The sequence below is a fragment of the Sphingobium baderi genome (genome assembly GCF_001456115.1).
GTDB lineage: Bacteria > Pseudomonadota > Alphaproteobacteria > Sphingomonadales > Sphingomonadaceae > Sphingobium > Sphingobium baderi_A.
Map to the genome: position 1 here is coordinate 3,613,260 of NZ_CP013264.1, position 15,148 is coordinate 3,628,407.

Consider the following 15,148-nt stretch of genomic DNA (forward strand, 5'->3'; position numbering starts at 1 on the left):
GCGCTATCGATGCGCGCCGGGCCGGCATGTCGATTATTTGTAAGGATCGACCGGCTGCGGAACGTTGATGACTTCCAGATCCTTCAGCATGGTCAACACGTCGGAGATCGAATAGATATGGTCGATCTTGTCGCCGCGGAAACGCAGCCAGGAGAACCACAGGACATTGAGGTCATTCCCGGTCGGCTGGACGCCCATGTAAGGACCGCCGGTGTGCTTGCCATGGTGGTGGCACAGGACGCAGATCTCGTCCTCGCCGCGGCCCCATGCCTTCAGCGTGCGATAGAGGCTGGGCGGGAAAGTCTTGTAAAGGCCCTGCGGCGAGGTCTTCCAGACATGATAGGTGCCCAGGTCAGGCCGGTTGGGATTGTCATAGGTCATGGTGTCGGTGTTGAAGAACCGGTCCATGCCGTCCCAATCGCCGCGGTTGATGACCTCGTGCAGGTCCATCCAGTGATTGACCATGAACGCCTGCCGCTCGGTCAGCCCGGCGGTGATTTCTGCCCGCTTATCCTTGGACAGGACGAAATCGGCTTCCGTGAACGGGGCAAGGCCCATAATAATCTCCTTGATAAAATGGTCCGCGGGATCGCCCCGGGGGTGCCGTTTCATCCCCATAGCCACCCCCCTCTACACCTACCTAATGGAAGGCGGCGTGCGTCCCGCACTGTGTCAGCAACAATTCTATAGAATAAAGGAGAGGCTATGACACTGACCCTGCAGGAAATGTCTGATCGGTTCGAAATTCAGGACCTGATCGTCGGCTATTGCTACGCTGTCGATACACGCGATTGGGACGCGCTGGACCGCTATTTCACCGAAGATGCGGTGATCGACTATTCGGAAATGGTGGGCATCGTCGGCGGACTGGCGGAAATCAAGACGTTCCTTGCGGAGAGTCTGGCACCGATTCCCGCCTTCCAACACGCGGTTTCGACCACCCAGTATCAGATTGAGGGCGACCGGGCAAAGACCAAGACGGCCTGCTACAATCCGATGACCGTCAGTGACGGCGAAACGACCGATACGCTGGTCTTTGGCCTCTGGTATCATCATGAATTCGTTCGCACCGGGCAAGGCTGGAAGATCAGCCGACTCTATGAACAGAAATGCTATCGGCTGAACGTCCCGGACTGGCTCGCGGCGCAATTGCCCGCCTGATCCTGCCATAGTTTAGCCAGATCCCCGGGGGGCCCGATGCAACGCTTTCTGAATGTTCTTTTCCTTCTGTTGATGTGCCTCGTCGGCCTGTCTCTATTATGGCTGGGAGGACGTCTGGCGTTGCTCGGCGGATCGATCTGGTATGTTTTCTCTGGCCTTGTCATGGTCGTTACGGCCTATCTTGGCTGCCGCAGGTCGGCTCTGTCCGTTACCGTCTATTGGGCTTTTCTGGCAGCCAATCTGTGCTGGGCGCTTTGGGAGGTCGGGTTGGATGGCTGGGCGCTTGCCCCCCGGCTCGCCATGCCTGTCGCCATGGGCCTTTATATGCTCACCCCCTTCTATCGGCGGCACGTCGGGCTTGCCGGACGATTCGTCGGCGCGCGCATCATGTGGCCCGGCCTTTTGCTGCTGTTGGTCGGCGCAGTCGGCACCGCCTTCTGGATCGATCGATCGCCGACGGCCGACAGCGACATCTGGGGAGCCGGGCCTTCGCAAACGACCGATGGCGACTGGATCGCCTATGGGAACGATCGCGGCGGATCGCGCTTTTCGCCGCTGGCTCAGATCACACCTGCCAATGTGGGCAATCTGGAAAAGGCCTGGACCTTTCACACCGGAAAGCTGAGCGACGGCAAGCAGGGCTCCGCCTTTCAGGCCAACCCGCTCAAGGTGAGCAATCGCCTGTTCCTCTGCGCTGGCAATAATGATGTGATCGCGCTCGATCCGGAAACGGGTCGGCAATTGTGGCGGCATCATCTGAAGACCGATCTTGCGGGCGTCTATGGTCTCGTCTGCCGCGGCGTCACTTATTATCGCGTCCCGCAGGCAACGGGGGTTTGCGCCGAGCGCATCTATACCGCGACGCTTGACGCCCGGCTGATCGCACTCGACGCCGCGACCGGCAGCCTCTGCCCCGGCTTCGGACGGGGCGGCCAGGTGGATCTGAAGGTCGGATTGGGCAACGTCGACAAGGGCTATTATTTCGTTACCTCGCCCCCCGCGCTGGTACGGGGCCGCCTCGTGCTAGGCGGTTGGGTGATGGATGGCCAGAAAATCAAGGAACCTTCAGGCGTCGTCCGGGCATTCGATGCCGTCACGGGCGATTTTTCCTGGGCTTTCGACATTGGTCGACCCGACGAGCACGGCCTGCCGCCATCCGGCGCTATCTTTACGCCTGGCACGCCCAATAGCTGGGCACCGATGAGTTCGGACGAAGCACTGGGGCTTGTCTATGTACCCACAGGCAATGCCACGCCGGATTATTTCGGGGGGCATCGCACGGCCAATGATGACCGTTATTCCAGTGCCGTGCTGGCGCTGGACGCGGAAAGCGGCGCGGTACGCTGGTCGTTCCAGACAACGCATCATGACCTGTGGGACTATGATGTTCCTGCCCAGCCCACCCTGGTCGATCTTCCCGGCGGCGTGCGCGGTCTGCTCCAGCCGACCAAGCGCGGGGAAATCTTCTTCCTCGACCGCGCAACCGGCAAGCCCATATTGCCGGTTGAGGAACGCCCCGTCCCTCAGGGCGCCGTCCCCGGCGAACGGCTGTCGAAGACCCAGCCCTATTCGGTCGCCATCCCCAGCTTCGGCGGCCCTCGCCCTACAGAAAGGGGCATGTGGGGCCTCACCCCCATCGATCAGGCGATGTGCCGCATCCGTTTTCGGCAGGCACGCTTCGATGGCGACATGACGCCTCTGTCGACCGATCATCCGACCGTCACCTGGCCAGGTTATCTGGGCGGGATCGACTGGGGCGGCGTATCGGTCGACCCCCGGCGCGGCCTGATGATCGTGAACAACAATCAGGTCGCCAACTATAATCGCCTGATACCAAGGGCCGATGCCGACCGGCAGGGCATCAAACCGATGAACGCCGAGCATATGAGCGATGTCGGCGGTCCGGTCGCGCAGATGGGCGTGCCCTACGCCGCCCATATCGCACCTTTCCTCTCGCCGCTGGCCATTCCCTGCCAACAGCCACCTTATGGGCGCATCAACGCCGTCGATCTCAAAACCGGCAAACTGGTCTGGAGCAGGATATTCGGCACCTCACGCGACAGCGGCCCGCTGGCCCTGCCGACTTTCGTGCCCATTCCCATGGGCGTGCCCAATATTGGTGGATCGGTCGCAACGGCGAGCGGCCTCACCTTCATCGGCGCGACGCAGGAACATATGTTCCGCGCCTATGAGACGGCAACGGGCCGCCTGCTCTGGAAGGCGCGACTGCCTGCTGGCGGCAACGCCTCCCCTTCCACCTACTGGTCCGATGCCAGCGGCCGCCAGTTCGTGGTGATCGCGGCAGGCGGACACGGCGCAATGCTGTCGGGCGCAAGCGACGAACTGGTCGCCTACGCCCTGCCTAAGCGGGAATAGACGCAAGCCTTTTAGGCGTCGGACAGAATCATGTCCGATGCCTTTTCGGCGATCATCATCGTAGCGGCATAGGTGTTGGCTGACGGGATAACCGGGATGATGGAGGCATCCACCACCCGCAGCCCGTCCAACCCATGAACCCGCAACCGATCATCCACCACCGTCATCGGATCGCTAGCCGGTCCCATTTTGGCGGTTCCGACCAAATGATAGCTGCTGTTGCCATATTGGCGGGCGAAATCCAGCCATTCGTCGTCACTCTGGACATCCGGCCCGGGGAAAAGTTCACCTTCAATCATCGGCGCCAGCGGCGCGGCAGACAGGATCGCGCGCGCTTCCCGCAACGCCGCGATCAGGACAGCGCGATCCTTCTCCACTCCCAGATAATCGGGATCGAGCAGCGGCACATCCATCGGGTCCGCCGATGCTATCCGTACATGGCCCCGGCTTTCGGGGCGCATCTGCCACGCCCCGCAGGTCATGCCGGGAAAATCGTCAAGCCGTCCGATAAAGCCCTGTTTGTAGCTGCCTGGCGTGAAAACCAGGCTGTAGTCGGTCATGTCGAAGGCCGGGTCGCTGCGCCCAAACACATGCACCAGCGCGGGCGACAGCGCGAGTATACTCGGCCGTCCGCTCATCCAGCGCAGCACCTGGCCGACCAGAGGCAGACCCCGCACATGGGCGTTCAGGCTGTCCACGCCCTCGCGCAGCCGGACCACAAGGCGTGGACTGTAATGATCATGGAAATTCTCACCCACACCGGGCAGGGCGTGCAGCACCGGAATACCATGGCGCTGCAACAACGCCGCAGGACCGATGCCTGACAATTGGAGCAGCTTGGGCGTATTGGTCGTTCCAGCCGCCAGAATAACGCTCCGCCGCGCCATCACCTCCTTCGTCTCGCCATGCTGCCGATAAGCGACGCCGCTCGCGCGTTTTCCTTCCATCAGGATGCGCGTTGCCAGTGCATGAGTTCGCACCACGGCGCCCATCCGCCTTGCAGGATGCAGAAAGGCGGTAGCTGTGCTGGCGCGCCGCCCCCCTGCGATTGCGCTTTGATAGCGGCCCACGCCTTCCTGCCGGGCGCCATTATAATCGGGATTATAGGGATGCCCCCGCTCGGCTGCGGAATCGATGAAAGCATCGACCACCGCGCTCGGCCAAGGCGATGTGCTCACGCCCAAGCGCCCCTCGCGCCCGCGATAGGCATCGTCGCCCTCCCCTTCCCGTCGCTCGGTCCGGCGGAAATAGGGCAATATGTCATCATAACCCCAGCCACGATTGCCCAGCTGCGCCCAATGATCGAAGTCGGCGCGCTGACCGCGATTATAGACCATGCCGTTGACGCTGCTCGATCCGCCCAGAACCTTGCCCTGCGTATATTGGATCGGCCGATCGCCGCTGTGGGGATTGGGCGTGCTCGCCAGCTGCCAGGTGACGTCGGGATCGAACAACGTCTTGATGAACCCGGCGGGCACGCGATGATAGAATTTGCTATCGGACGGCCCCGCTTCCAGCACGCATATGCTGCGCCCCGCCTCGGTCAGCCGCCACGCCAATATGCCCGCGGCCGTCCCGCCGCCGACGATCACATGATCGAAAACCTCCATGCATTCAGACGCCCAGGCTGGAGCGTATGACGTCGGCGATTTCGTACAGAGGATGATCCTCGCAACTGCGCGGGCGCATCATCCGGTTATGGCAGAAGGCAACGGCAAGACCCGTATCAGGATCGGCCCAGCCCAGCGAGCCACCCGCGCCGGGGACGCAGATCGTGCGCTCGCCCTTTGCAGGACAAGTCAGCGGCGTGGTGGGCGAATACATCCAGAAACCACCCTGGCTGAGTGGCATTGGCGCGTTGAAGTAAACCGGATCCGGCGCCTCACTGTTGGCGCGCGGCAGGCAGGCCGCATCGACCCTCTCCTTCGACAATAGCCGCTTCCCGTCCAGAGCGCCGCCATTGGCCCAGATTGCCCAGAAGCGCGCCTCACTACGCGCATTGAAGATGCCGCCGACCGCCGCCACCGCCGCGCGGCGCACCGCAGGCCGTTCGAACACGTCGGGGATCAGGCGCACATTATTGGGCAGCGCCATCGCAAAATAGCTGTCGTCGGGAAAGCTGGCCGACGACCCTTCATCCACCAGCGTGGCGACGCGCCGTTCGGCCTCGTCGGGCATGCCGATCCACAGATCGGTGATGCCATAGGGTTCGCATATCTCTTCCTGGACGAAGCGTCCGAAGTCCCGCCTTTGCGAATCGGTTCGCCGCACCACCTCGCCCAATACCCAGCCAAAGGACATCGCCTGGTAGGCCGGCTTGTCGCGCGGTAATATGGGAGTCAGGCCGGCGATGCCGCGCGCCATGAAATCCCAGTCGCACATGGATTCCGGCGTCGTTCCGGGCGGCATCTGCGGCGTGCCCGTGTGGTGGTTGAGCGCGTCGCGGACGGTGATGGTTTCCTTGCCGTTCTGCGCGAATTCCGGCCAATAGTCCGCGATGGGCCGGTCATATTCCACCAACCCCTTTTCTGCCTGCACATGGACCGCCGTCGACACGACAGCCTTGGACACGGAAAACACGTTGAACAAGGTATCGGCATCGACAGGACGACCGCTTTCCCGATCGGCTACCCCCGCCCAGCAATCGATCACCAGTTCCTCGCCCAGATAGGCGGCCACTTGAATGCCGATTTCGCCCTTTTCGGCAATGGCGCGGTGCAACGCCTGCCGAACCGCTTGATTGACCGCGCTGTCCATCGTCATGCCTTTTTCTCATAGGGTTGGAAAGGACCTGTTCTCCGGTTGATCGACACGATTGTCCCGCATCCCGGCAATTGCTCCAGGAACCGGGCAAGGGGCGCGCCTTTGCAATGTGCCAGATAGGCGCTTTCACTCTCCCACAATTCCAGGATGTGGAATTTCAGCGGATCATCCAGCGCGACCGTGGCGCGATAGGTGGCGCATCCCGGTTCCGCCTCCGATCCGGCAACCGTCTGGCCAAGCAAGCTCACCAAAGCCCCGCGATTGGCCTCCGTCGTCGTCAGGGCGACGTCAATCAATATCATGTCTTCGGCCACCGCATTTTTCTTCTCCTACGGACAGACGATATACGCGCTCGCCAATTATTCATAAATAGCAGGATCATGCAGGCCAATCCTATCCTTTGGCGGGCAAGATTGAACGGCGCCTCTCTATGTTTCTGCTGGAAACAAGGGGAGAGAATGAAGATGCCCGCACATGACAGCCTGGTGAGACGCTTGCCCGTCGGCGCTGACGACGAACGTGCGATCGAACATGTGCTGCTGCGTTATGCCACTGGCATCGATACGCGTGACTGGCCGTTGTTTCGCACCTGCTTCGCCCATGATTGCGAAGCCGATTATGGCAGCTTCGGGCGCTGGCGCGGTCCGCGCGAAATCGCAGAATATATGGCGGCCGCGCACCGTAACATGGGGCTGACATTACACCGCATCACCAATATCGTGATAGAGAACCGCAACAACCAGGTGCATGCGCGCAGCTATGTGGACGCGATCCTGCCCGAAGCGGCTCAGGGTGGCGTGACCCATCGCGCGACTGGCTTTTATGACGACTGCCTGGTCCGCACCTCGGACGGGTGGAAAATTTCGCGACGAAAATTCACCCTCGTGAAGGCCGGAATGGATGATTGATCTCAACCGCCAAGTCATATTGACGTCTCGGCCCGCGGGAATCGCGCAGGCCGAAAATTTCGCCATTCGCCAAGCGCCGATCGAACAGCCTGCCCAGGGCCAGATACTGGTGCGGAATCATTATCTGTCGATTGAACCGGCCATGCGCGGCTGGATTGCCGACGCGGGCAACTACGCCGTTCCCGTGGCCATCGGTTCGGTCATGCGCAGCCTTGCCTCAGGCCAGGTACTGGCGTCCGCGCATCCGGATTATGCGGTCGGCGATCATGTAACGGGCTGGTTCGGGTGGCAGGATTATGCCTGCGTCGCGGCGGATCAGGTGGTCCAGCGTACCACGGAGCGGGAGATGCGGGCATCGCTCGGCATTCTCGGTATCAACGGCATGACGGCCTACCTGGCTCTCACCCTGACCGGCCAGCCCAGCGCGGGTGAGACCGTGCTGGTGTCGACCGCGGCCGGCGCGGTTGGATCAGCAGTTGGCCAGATCGCCCGCATCCTTGGCTGCCGCACGATCGGTATAGCCGGAGGGCCGGAGAAGGTGCGGCGCTGCGTGGAAGACTATGGCTATGACCACGCCATCGATTACCGCGCGCAGGATGTGGGGGCGGCGATCGCGGAATATGCGCCGCAGGGCATCGACGTTTATTTCGACAATGTCGCCGGTGGGATCAGCGATTCGGTTCTGCCTCATCTGGCGCTGCGCGGGCGTGTGATCGTATGCGGAACTGCATCGATAGACCGCTGGGCGCCATGGCCAACGGGGCCACGCATTGAACGCCACCTGCTGGTCAAGCGGGCCCGAATGGAAGGTTTCGTCATCTTCGATCATGTCGATCGCTATGCCGACGCGGCGGCGCAATTGCGCGCATGGATCGCGGAAGGCCGGATCACATGGCGCGAAGACATATTGGATGGGATCGAAGCTTGCCCCGATGCGCTCGCCGGTCTCTATCGCGGGGAAAATGACGGCAAGAGGCTGATCCGTCTCGTCTGATCTGGGAAGAGGAAATCACGTCATGAATAATCTGGAAGGGCAGATCGCCATCGTCACCGGCGCGTCTTCGGGCATCGGCGCGGCCAGCGCCCGCGCGCTTGCCGAAGCGGGCGCAACTCTTGTGCTGGTCGCACGGCGGGCCGACCGTCTCTCTGCGCTGGCCGAGGAACTTGGCCGTGGAAGCACTGCATTTGCCGCCGACATGGCGGATCCAGACGCCCCCCAACGGTTACACGACTTCGTCCTCGAGCGATTTGGTCGCGCCGACATTCTGGTCAACAATGCCGGGATGCTGCACGCCGCGCCGATCGACGCATTCGACCTCGACCAGCTACGCCCCATGATCGCGATCAACTATGAAGCGGTGGTCCGTGCCAGCACTCTTTTCGCGCGCACGATGAAGGCCGCGGGCAAGGGGCAGATCATCAACATTTCCAGCATCGGTGCAAACATCACCGCTCCGGGCGTAGGTGTTTATGGCGGGCTGAAACGGGCACTGGAATCATTTACCGATTGCCTGAGAGTCGAACTGGCCGGGACGGGAGTCAAAGTAGGCATCGTTGCGCCCGGCACCACCAGCACGGAAATCTTCGAGGATATGAAGGCCAGAGGCCAACCCTCATGGGATAGCTTCATCCCGCCGATGCAGCCCCAGGATATTGCCGATGCGGTCGTCGTCATCGCACAGCAGTCCGAACGAACCAACATCGCACGCATTCACGTCTATGCGGCGGCGGACAGCTATTAAGATCGAACCAGCGGCCTTCAATCCAGCGTGGCGTAGGCGTCGAGCCGAAAAGGCTTGACCTCTCCGCCATGCCGCATCTTGGAAACCCATTGCGGATCCATCAGCAGAGCGCGGCCAACCGCGATCAGATCGAATTCGCCCTGCGCCATCCTGTCTGCCACCAATGACAGATTATCGGTCATGACCGTCGGCTGGGCGAAGGAGGATTGCAGATCCTTGCTGAGGCCCACGCCACCAACCGCTATGGTGGGTTTCCCTGTCAGCCTCCTGATCCATCCCGCAAGGCCCATGTCAGCCCCTTCGAAAGCCGGTGTCGTGAAGATGCGGGTGCTTGCGTCGAACACATCGATTCCCGCCGCGACGAGAGGCGCCAGCATGGCTTCCAACTCACCAGGCGTTTCCGCATTGCGCGCGTCATAATCCTGAAGCTTCCACTGGGAGAAGCGGAAGATAATCGGAAAATCAGGCCCAGTCGCGGACCGAATCGCGCGAACCAGTGCGGCCGCGAAGCCTGCCCGCTCGGCAGCTCCACCGCCCCAGCGATCCTCGCGCATATTGGTGTGCCGCCACAGGAAACTGTCGATTAGATAGCCGTGCGCCCCGTGCAATGCCACGCCGTCAAAGCCTACCGCCTTCGCATTGACTGCGCTGCGGACGAAAGCGGCGATGATGTCTCCTATCTCGCTGTCGGTGAGCGGCGCTGTGGGCTCACGCACCAGTTCCAGATATTCCGGCGGAACCATCGCCTTGTCGATCGGGCCCCACACACCAGAGGGGCGCGCCGAAGGAGCATCAGGATGATAACCCGTTCCCGGCACGCGGATGACCCCCTGATGCCATAGCTGGGGTATGATGAGCCCACCCGCTTCATGCACTCCGGCGACGATTTCGCGCCAGCGCGCCAGGGTTTCCTCGCCATGCAGAACAGGCGAAGCGCCGCCGCCCATCGTTTCCCGTCCCACCGCGGAGGGATGATCCACCCCTACCCCTTCGGTGATGATCAGTCCGACATCGGCTTCAGCCCGCCGCCGGTAATAGCCGGCCACTCCCTCGGACGGGATTCCGCCGGGAGAGAAATTGCGAGTCATAGGCGCCATCACGAAACGGTTGCGGAGTTTCAGCGAACCGATCGCATATGGCGTAAACAACATGTCGGCCTGTTCCATCGGTGCAATCCTCTCCTGTGCCTGCCGGACGACGGTGCAGCAGGAAGCCTGCGCCGAAAACCTATCCAGTGACAGGACATGGACATGCCGGAACGGCCCATCCCTGAGTCCGAATCAGACTTCTTCGATTGCGAGGGCGGCCTGCGGGCAGGCTTCGGCACCTTCACGGGCGCGCTCTTCCAATCCTTCGGGGACGATTTCGTCATCTACGTACACAATACCGTTGGCATCGAGTTTGTAAATTTCGGGACAGATTTCAGCGCAAATCCCATAGCCGCAACAGGCCGGCTTATCGATCACAACTTTCAACTTCTGGCTCATCAGCCTCTCCTTCCAACCTAAGCAACATTACACCTTGAACAGATTTAGTTCAATATGTATAACACGACTCAATCTAAGGAAATCCTTGAGGAGAGCAAGATGCTGCACAATGCCGGGCTGACGCTTAGTGATGGAACGACTCTGGACGACCTCATCAATCGTGACATGAATGAGGTGTCGTTGCGAGTGATGAACGACAAGGAGCTTTACGAGCTGGAGATGGAGCGCGTCTTCGCGCGCACCTGGCTCCTCCTTGGTCATGAATCGGAGATTCCCAAGGCGGGCGACTATGTCATGCGTGACATGGCGGAAGACAATGTGATCGTTTCGCGTGATCGCAGTGGCGAAATCCATGTGATGCTCAACGTCTGCCCCCATCGCGGGATGAAGGTCTGCACGGCCGAAGCGGGCAATGCCCAGGCTCACCGTTGCATCTATCACGGCTGGGCCTTCCGCTCTGACGGCAGCTTCATCGGCGCGCCTATCGAAAAGGAGCAGATGCACGGCAACAAGCGTTCCAAGGACGAATTGGGCCTCAAGAAGGCGCGCGTTCATCTCTATGGCGGGTTGATCTTCGCCACCTGGAACAAGGAACTCTCGTTCGAGGATTATCTGGGCGACGCCAAATTCTATCTCGACCAGCTTTTCTGCCGCACCGACAACGGCCTTGAGATGCTTGGCCCGCCGCAACGCTTCGTTCTGCCCTGCAACTGGAAGATTCCCGGCGAACAGTCCGGATCGGATGGCTTCCACACGCTGACCCTGCATCGCTCGCTGATGGAAGGCGGGATCATGGGCGGCACGCCGGAGTCGATCTATGACAATGCGCCCGGCATGTACGGCGTCGATCTTTCCGTTCCGCAAGGTCACACGCTGCGCTGCCTTGAAGCGGCACAGACCTTCAAGATGTTCGCCGACGTCAGCTTTGAAGGCAAGTCGACGGAAGAACGCCTGAACCTGTTGCCGCCTCCGGGCATCACCAAGGAACTGATCCCGCAACTCTTCAAGAATCTGTCGGAAGATCAGGTCAGCCAGCTTGCGAACATCCCTCCCCAGGTCGGTGGCATGTTCCCGAATATCCTGATCGCGTTCATCTTCGCGCCTCGCATGGATGGCGGCGCGTCGGGCGCGCTGTCGCTACACACCTATGTGCCCAAGGGGCCGGACAAAGTGGAATTCGTGAACTTCATCTTCGCGGAGAAGGACGCGCCGGAAGATGTGAAGCGCGACATGCTCCAGAACGCCATCTGGTCGACCGGCACATCGGGAACGATCGAGCAGGATGATGCCGATACATGGCCGCAGATCATGCGTAATTCGCGCGGTCACATGAGCAAGTCCATCACCCTCAAATATCAGGCGCTCCATGGCCATGAACGTCCAGAAGGCTGGGTCGGCGGCGGGGATCTCTACCCCGGCTTCACCAAGGACGATACGCAATGGGCCTGGTGGATGGCCTATTACAACCTGATGGCCGACGCCTGAGCCGCGCGAAAGAGAGGATCATATCTATGGTGAACTACGCGACCGCCGCCATCGACAAGACTAGCGTCATGCGCGGCCTGGTGTCCACCAAGCGCGTGCCGCTGGGGTCGGAAGTCTATAACCGCCTGCTCGAAACCCTCTATGACGAGGCCGCCGCGCTCGACGAACGCCGTTTCGACGACTGGGTCGCCTATCTGGAAAAGGATCTGAGCTACACCGCGCCTCTGCGCCTCACCCGCAACGGCCCCAACAAGGACCGGGACGTGGTGCGGACGATGAAGCATTTCGACGAAAATTACGGATCGATCCTGATGCGGACCGGCCGCCTGTCGAAAAGCGCCTGGGCTGAAGATCCGCCATCGCGCACTCGCCGCTTCGTCACCAATGTCCGCATCGCTGAAAGCGAGACGGCCGGGGAATATGAAGTGGTGAGCTACCTCTATGTGGAGCGCAGCCGCATGGACAATCCGGAAAATGAGACGATCAGCGCTGAACGCCGCGATATCTGGCGGCTGGTCGATGGCGCATACAAGCTGGCAAGCCGGGAAATCATCGTCGACCAGTCTACAATCGGCATGTCCAACTTCGCCATCTTCCTCTGATCGGAGCCAGCATTCGGTGACGGGAACCCCGCATATCGTGGTCGTCGGTAGCGGCCTTGCCGGATATGGCGTCCTGCGCGAGCTTCGCAAGCTTGCGCCGGACGCCCGGCTGACGCTCGTCACGCAGGATGATGGGCATTTCTATTCCAAGCCTGCGCTGTCGACCGCGCTTGCCAAGGGCAAGGTCGCCGAAACGCTCATCACCACACCGGCTGAGAAAATGGCGGCGCAGCTGAAGCTCGACCTGCGGGCCGGGCGCATTGTCGAAGCCATTGATCCGCAGGACAAGGCCGTTCTGACCACCGGCGGGCCGATCTTCTACGACAAGCTGGTGCTCGCATTGGGTGCCGATCCGGTCCGTCCGCCGATTGACGGCGACGCCGCGCATCGTGCGCTCGCGGTCAACAATCTCGATAATTATCGCGAATTTCGGGAAGCGCTGCCCGATAGCGCCCGCGTGCTCGTCATGGGCGGCGGGCTTGTCGGCACCGAATTTGCCAACGACCTTTCGGCAAGCGGTTATCAGCCGGTGGTCGTCGACATGCTCGGCCACCCCCTGGCCCAGCTCGTGCCGCCGGGCGTCGGCGACATGATTCGCGATGCGCTTTTGGAAAAGGGCGTGGAGTGGCATCTGGGCCGCAAGGTCCTCGCCATCCACAAGAGCGAAAGTGGTATCCGGGCCGAACTTGACAATGGCATGGCGATCGATGCCGCGGCGGTTCTTTCCGCTGTTGGCCTGCGTCCGCACATCCAGTTGGCGCAGGACGCGGGACTGGAAGTCGCGCGAGGCATCAAGGTCGATCAGACCGGCCGCACCAGTGATCCCGACATCTATGCGATCGGCGATTGCGCGGAATATCCACAGGGGCTGGCCGCCTATGTGACGCCGATCATGGCAGCAGCACGCGCCATCGCACCCAGTGCGCTCGGCACGCCGACGGATATTCGCTTCCCGCCACTTTCCGTGCAGGTCAAAACCACGGCCTATCCCGTCGTCTTGCTGCCCGCGCCGATGGGCGTGGAAGGCCAGTGGCAGGAAATCGCCAACGACGAGCGCGGCATCAAATATCACTATCTGGATGCAGCGGGGGCCATCCGCGGCTATGTTTTCACGAAGGATTATTGCCAGGAACGCATGGACATGGATCGTGCGCTGAGCGAACAGATAACAGGAGTAGCTGCGTGACAGGTTTGGTGCAGGACAAGGTTGCAATCGTCACCGGCGGAGCCAAGGGTCTGGGCCATGGCATTTCCCGCTGTCTTGCCCAGGCAGGCGCGAACCTGCTCATCACCGGCCGGGATGGCTCCGCTGCTGAAGCCGTCGCGGCGGAAATCACGAAAACATCCGGCGTCCGCGCCGTGGGCATGTCCGCTGACATGGGCGTCAAGTCCGAAGTCGAAGCGATGATCGACCGCGCCGTCAGCGAATTTGGCGGACTAGACATCCTCGTCAACAATGCATCGCAGCTTTCACCCAATATTCTGCTTGAACAGAAGACGGACGATATGCTCCAGCGGACGTTGGAAATCGGCACCTGGGGCAGCTGGTGGGCCATGCGCGCCGCCTTCCCTCACATGAAAGCGCGCGGCGGTGGCTCGATCGTCAATTTCTATTCGATCGACGCGCAGACCGGCGCCTGGCTTCATGCCGATTATAATATGAACAAGGGTGCGATCCTCGGCCTTACCCGCAGCGCGGCGGTCGAATGGGGCCGGTTCAACATCCGCACGAACGCCATCGCGCCCACAGGCATGGGTCAGGTTTTCTCGGAACTTGCCGAAAATGTGCCCGGCTTCCTTGAGATGGCGACCGCCAGCAATCCCCTCAAGCGCGCGGGCGATCCGGAAAAGGACATCGGCCCCGTCGTTCTCTTCCTTGCGTCGGAAATGTCCCGCTTCGTGAATGGGGAACTCATCAATGTGGATGGCGGCCAACATTTGCCCGGCTATGTGAGCGTGCCGCACAATCTCGCGGAGATGGAAGCCCAGACATGAAGTTGATGCCGCACACCGACTGGAGCGAAATCGTCGCCACCGATCAGTCTGGCAGCGTCCAGAAGATCATGGACGGCACCTTGCGCGCGATCAGCAGCATGGGGACGCGCCGCCTGTCGATGAGCGACATCAGCGAAAGCAGCGGCGTCTCACGGGGCACGCTCTACCGCTACTTCGCCTCCAAGGAGGAAGTGCTGGCTGCTGTCAGCGAATATATTTGCAGCAGTTTCGAAAAAGGCATTGTGGAATCGGGCGAAGGCATAGCCGATCCGATCGAACGCTTTCGCGCGGTGATGGGCTTTTACGGCCGTTTCACGATCGAACGCTCGCCCGAAGGGATTTTCGAGGTCGAACCGGCGTTTCACCTCAATTTCCTACGGTGCCATTTCAGCCGGCACAAGGCCGCCGTCCAGCTTGCGCTCAATCCGGTGCTCGATTATTTCGAGATGCTTACGGGCAGTCGGATCAACCGTGACGTCTTCTGCGACACGATGGTCCGTCTGCAACTGAGCACCCTCATCATTCCCGCTACACCTGAATGGCTAGCGATCTGGAACAGCGCGCCTGATCGCTTATGCGAATGGGCGTTGCAAATCGCCGGCCACCATGCTGAACATAAGAAAGGATGA

General features: G+C 61.0%; 16 protein-coding genes. 10 read left to right on the plus strand and 6 right to left on the minus strand.

Translation table 11 applies throughout. The features are described 5' to 3' along the window. Window positions 1–33 precede the first annotated feature (33 nt). Window positions 34–558, minus strand: coding sequence for an ester cyclase (locus ATN00_RS17660; protein ID WP_062067083.1), 525 nt, complete (start codon window positions 556–558; stop codon window positions 34–36). 147 nt (window positions 559–705) lie between these two features. On the opposite strand from ATN00_RS17660, the gene ATN00_RS17665 reads away from it, so the two are divergent. Both ATN00_RS17665 and ATN00_RS17670 read left to right on the plus strand, forming a co-directional pair. Continuing rightward, a complete protein-coding gene (locus ATN00_RS17665) occupies window positions 706–1,161 on the plus strand; it encodes a nuclear transport factor 2 family protein (RefSeq protein ID WP_062067088.1) in 456 nt (151 codons plus the stop codon). Window positions 1,162–1,197: 36 nt separating this feature from the next. Continuing rightward, window positions 1,198–3,537: a membrane-bound PQQ-dependent dehydrogenase, glucose/quinate/shikimate family gene (locus ATN00_RS17670; protein WP_062067091.1), complete on the plus strand. Its 2,340-nt coding sequence runs from the start codon at window positions 1,198–1,200 to the stop codon at window positions 3,535–3,537. Window positions 3,538–3,548: 11 nt separating this feature from the next. Here the strand turns inward: ATN00_RS17670 and ATN00_RS17675 are convergent, their stop codons facing one another. From ATN00_RS17675 to ATN00_RS17685, 3 genes are read right to left on the minus strand one after another with little or no spacing between them, the layout of a single operon-like run. Continuing rightward, window positions 3,549–5,147, minus strand: coding sequence for a GMC family oxidoreductase (locus tag ATN00_RS17675; RefSeq protein WP_062067095.1), 1,599 nt, complete (start codon window positions 5,145–5,147; stop codon window positions 3,549–3,551). Between the two features lie 4 nt (window positions 5,148–5,151). Further along, window positions 5,152–6,300, minus strand: coding sequence for a serine hydrolase domain-containing protein (locus tag ATN00_RS17680; RefSeq protein WP_062067098.1), 1,149 nt, complete (start codon window positions 6,298–6,300; stop codon window positions 5,152–5,154). Continuing rightward, window positions 6,297–6,614 (minus strand): putative quinol monooxygenase, encoded by a 318-nt coding sequence (locus tag ATN00_RS17685; RefSeq protein WP_062067101.1) that lies wholly within the window; start codon window positions 6,612–6,614, stop codon window positions 6,297–6,299. Before ATN00_RS17685 ends, ATN00_RS17680 begins: the two co-directional genes overlap by 4 nt. 144 nt (window positions 6,615–6,758) lie before the next feature. Between ATN00_RS17685 and ATN00_RS17690 the strand changes: the two genes are divergently transcribed. From ATN00_RS17690 to ATN00_RS17700, 3 genes are read left to right on the plus strand one after another with little or no spacing between them, the layout of a single operon-like run. Further along, window positions 6,759–7,208, plus strand: a complete 450-nt coding sequence (locus ATN00_RS17690) for a nuclear transport factor 2 family protein (RefSeq protein ID WP_231746324.1) — start codon at window positions 6,759–6,761, stop codon at window positions 7,206–7,208. Further along, the gene (locus tag ATN00_RS17695) at window positions 7,201–8,202 is read left to right on the plus strand and encodes an NADP-dependent oxidoreductase (protein WP_062067105.1); all 1,002 of its coding nucleotides are present in this window, start codon (window positions 7,201–7,203) and stop codon (window positions 8,200–8,202) included. The genes ATN00_RS17690 and ATN00_RS17695 overlap by 8 nt, the downstream gene beginning before the upstream one ends. Window positions 8,203–8,224: 22 nt before the next feature. Continuing rightward, complete coding sequence (locus tag ATN00_RS17700) at window positions 8,225–8,950, plus strand: SDR family oxidoreductase (protein WP_062067108.1); 726 nt, start codon at window positions 8,225–8,227, stop codon at window positions 8,948–8,950. 17 nt (window positions 8,951–8,967) lie between these two features. On the opposite strand, the gene ATN00_RS17705 is transcribed toward ATN00_RS17700, so the two are convergent. Beyond that, window positions 8,968–10,116: an oxidoreductase gene (locus ATN00_RS17705; protein WP_197413617.1), complete on the minus strand. Its 1,149-nt coding sequence runs from the start codon at window positions 10,114–10,116 to the stop codon at window positions 8,968–8,970. A 114-nt stretch (window positions 10,117–10,230) separates the two neighbouring features. Then, window positions 10,231–10,437 (minus strand): ferredoxin, encoded by a 207-nt coding sequence (locus ATN00_RS22990; RefSeq protein WP_082635242.1) that lies wholly within the window; start codon window positions 10,435–10,437, stop codon window positions 10,231–10,233. A gap of 99 nt (window positions 10,438–10,536) precedes the next feature. On the opposite strand from ATN00_RS22990, the gene ATN00_RS17715 reads away from it, so the two are divergent. The 5 genes from ATN00_RS17715 to ATN00_RS17735 are packed head-to-tail and all read left to right on the plus strand — an operon-like array spanning window position 10,537 to window position 15,148. Further along, a complete protein-coding gene (locus tag ATN00_RS17715; protein ID WP_062067115.1) occupies window positions 10,537–11,922 on the plus strand; it encodes an aromatic ring-hydroxylating dioxygenase subunit alpha in 1,386 nt (461 codons plus the stop codon). Between the two features lie 26 nt (window positions 11,923–11,948). Continuing rightward, window positions 11,949–12,524 (plus strand): aromatic-ring-hydroxylating dioxygenase subunit beta, encoded by a 576-nt coding sequence (locus tag ATN00_RS17720; protein WP_062067118.1) that lies wholly within the window; start codon window positions 11,949–11,951, stop codon window positions 12,522–12,524. Between the two features lie 16 nt (window positions 12,525–12,540). Beyond that, the gene (locus tag ATN00_RS17725; RefSeq protein WP_062067120.1) at window positions 12,541–13,710 is read left to right on the plus strand and encodes an NAD(P)/FAD-dependent oxidoreductase; all 1,170 of its coding nucleotides are present in this window, start codon (window positions 12,541–12,543) and stop codon (window positions 13,708–13,710) included. Next, window positions 13,707–14,519 (plus strand): SDR family NAD(P)-dependent oxidoreductase, encoded by an 813-nt coding sequence (locus ATN00_RS17730; RefSeq protein ID WP_062067123.1) that lies wholly within the window; start codon window positions 13,707–13,709, stop codon window positions 14,517–14,519. Before ATN00_RS17725 ends, ATN00_RS17730 begins: the two co-directional genes overlap by 4 nt. Beyond that, window positions 14,516–15,148, plus strand: coding sequence for a TetR/AcrR family transcriptional regulator (locus ATN00_RS17735; RefSeq protein ID WP_062067125.1), 633 nt, complete (start codon window positions 14,516–14,518; stop codon window positions 15,146–15,148). Before ATN00_RS17730 ends, ATN00_RS17735 begins: the two co-directional genes overlap by 4 nt.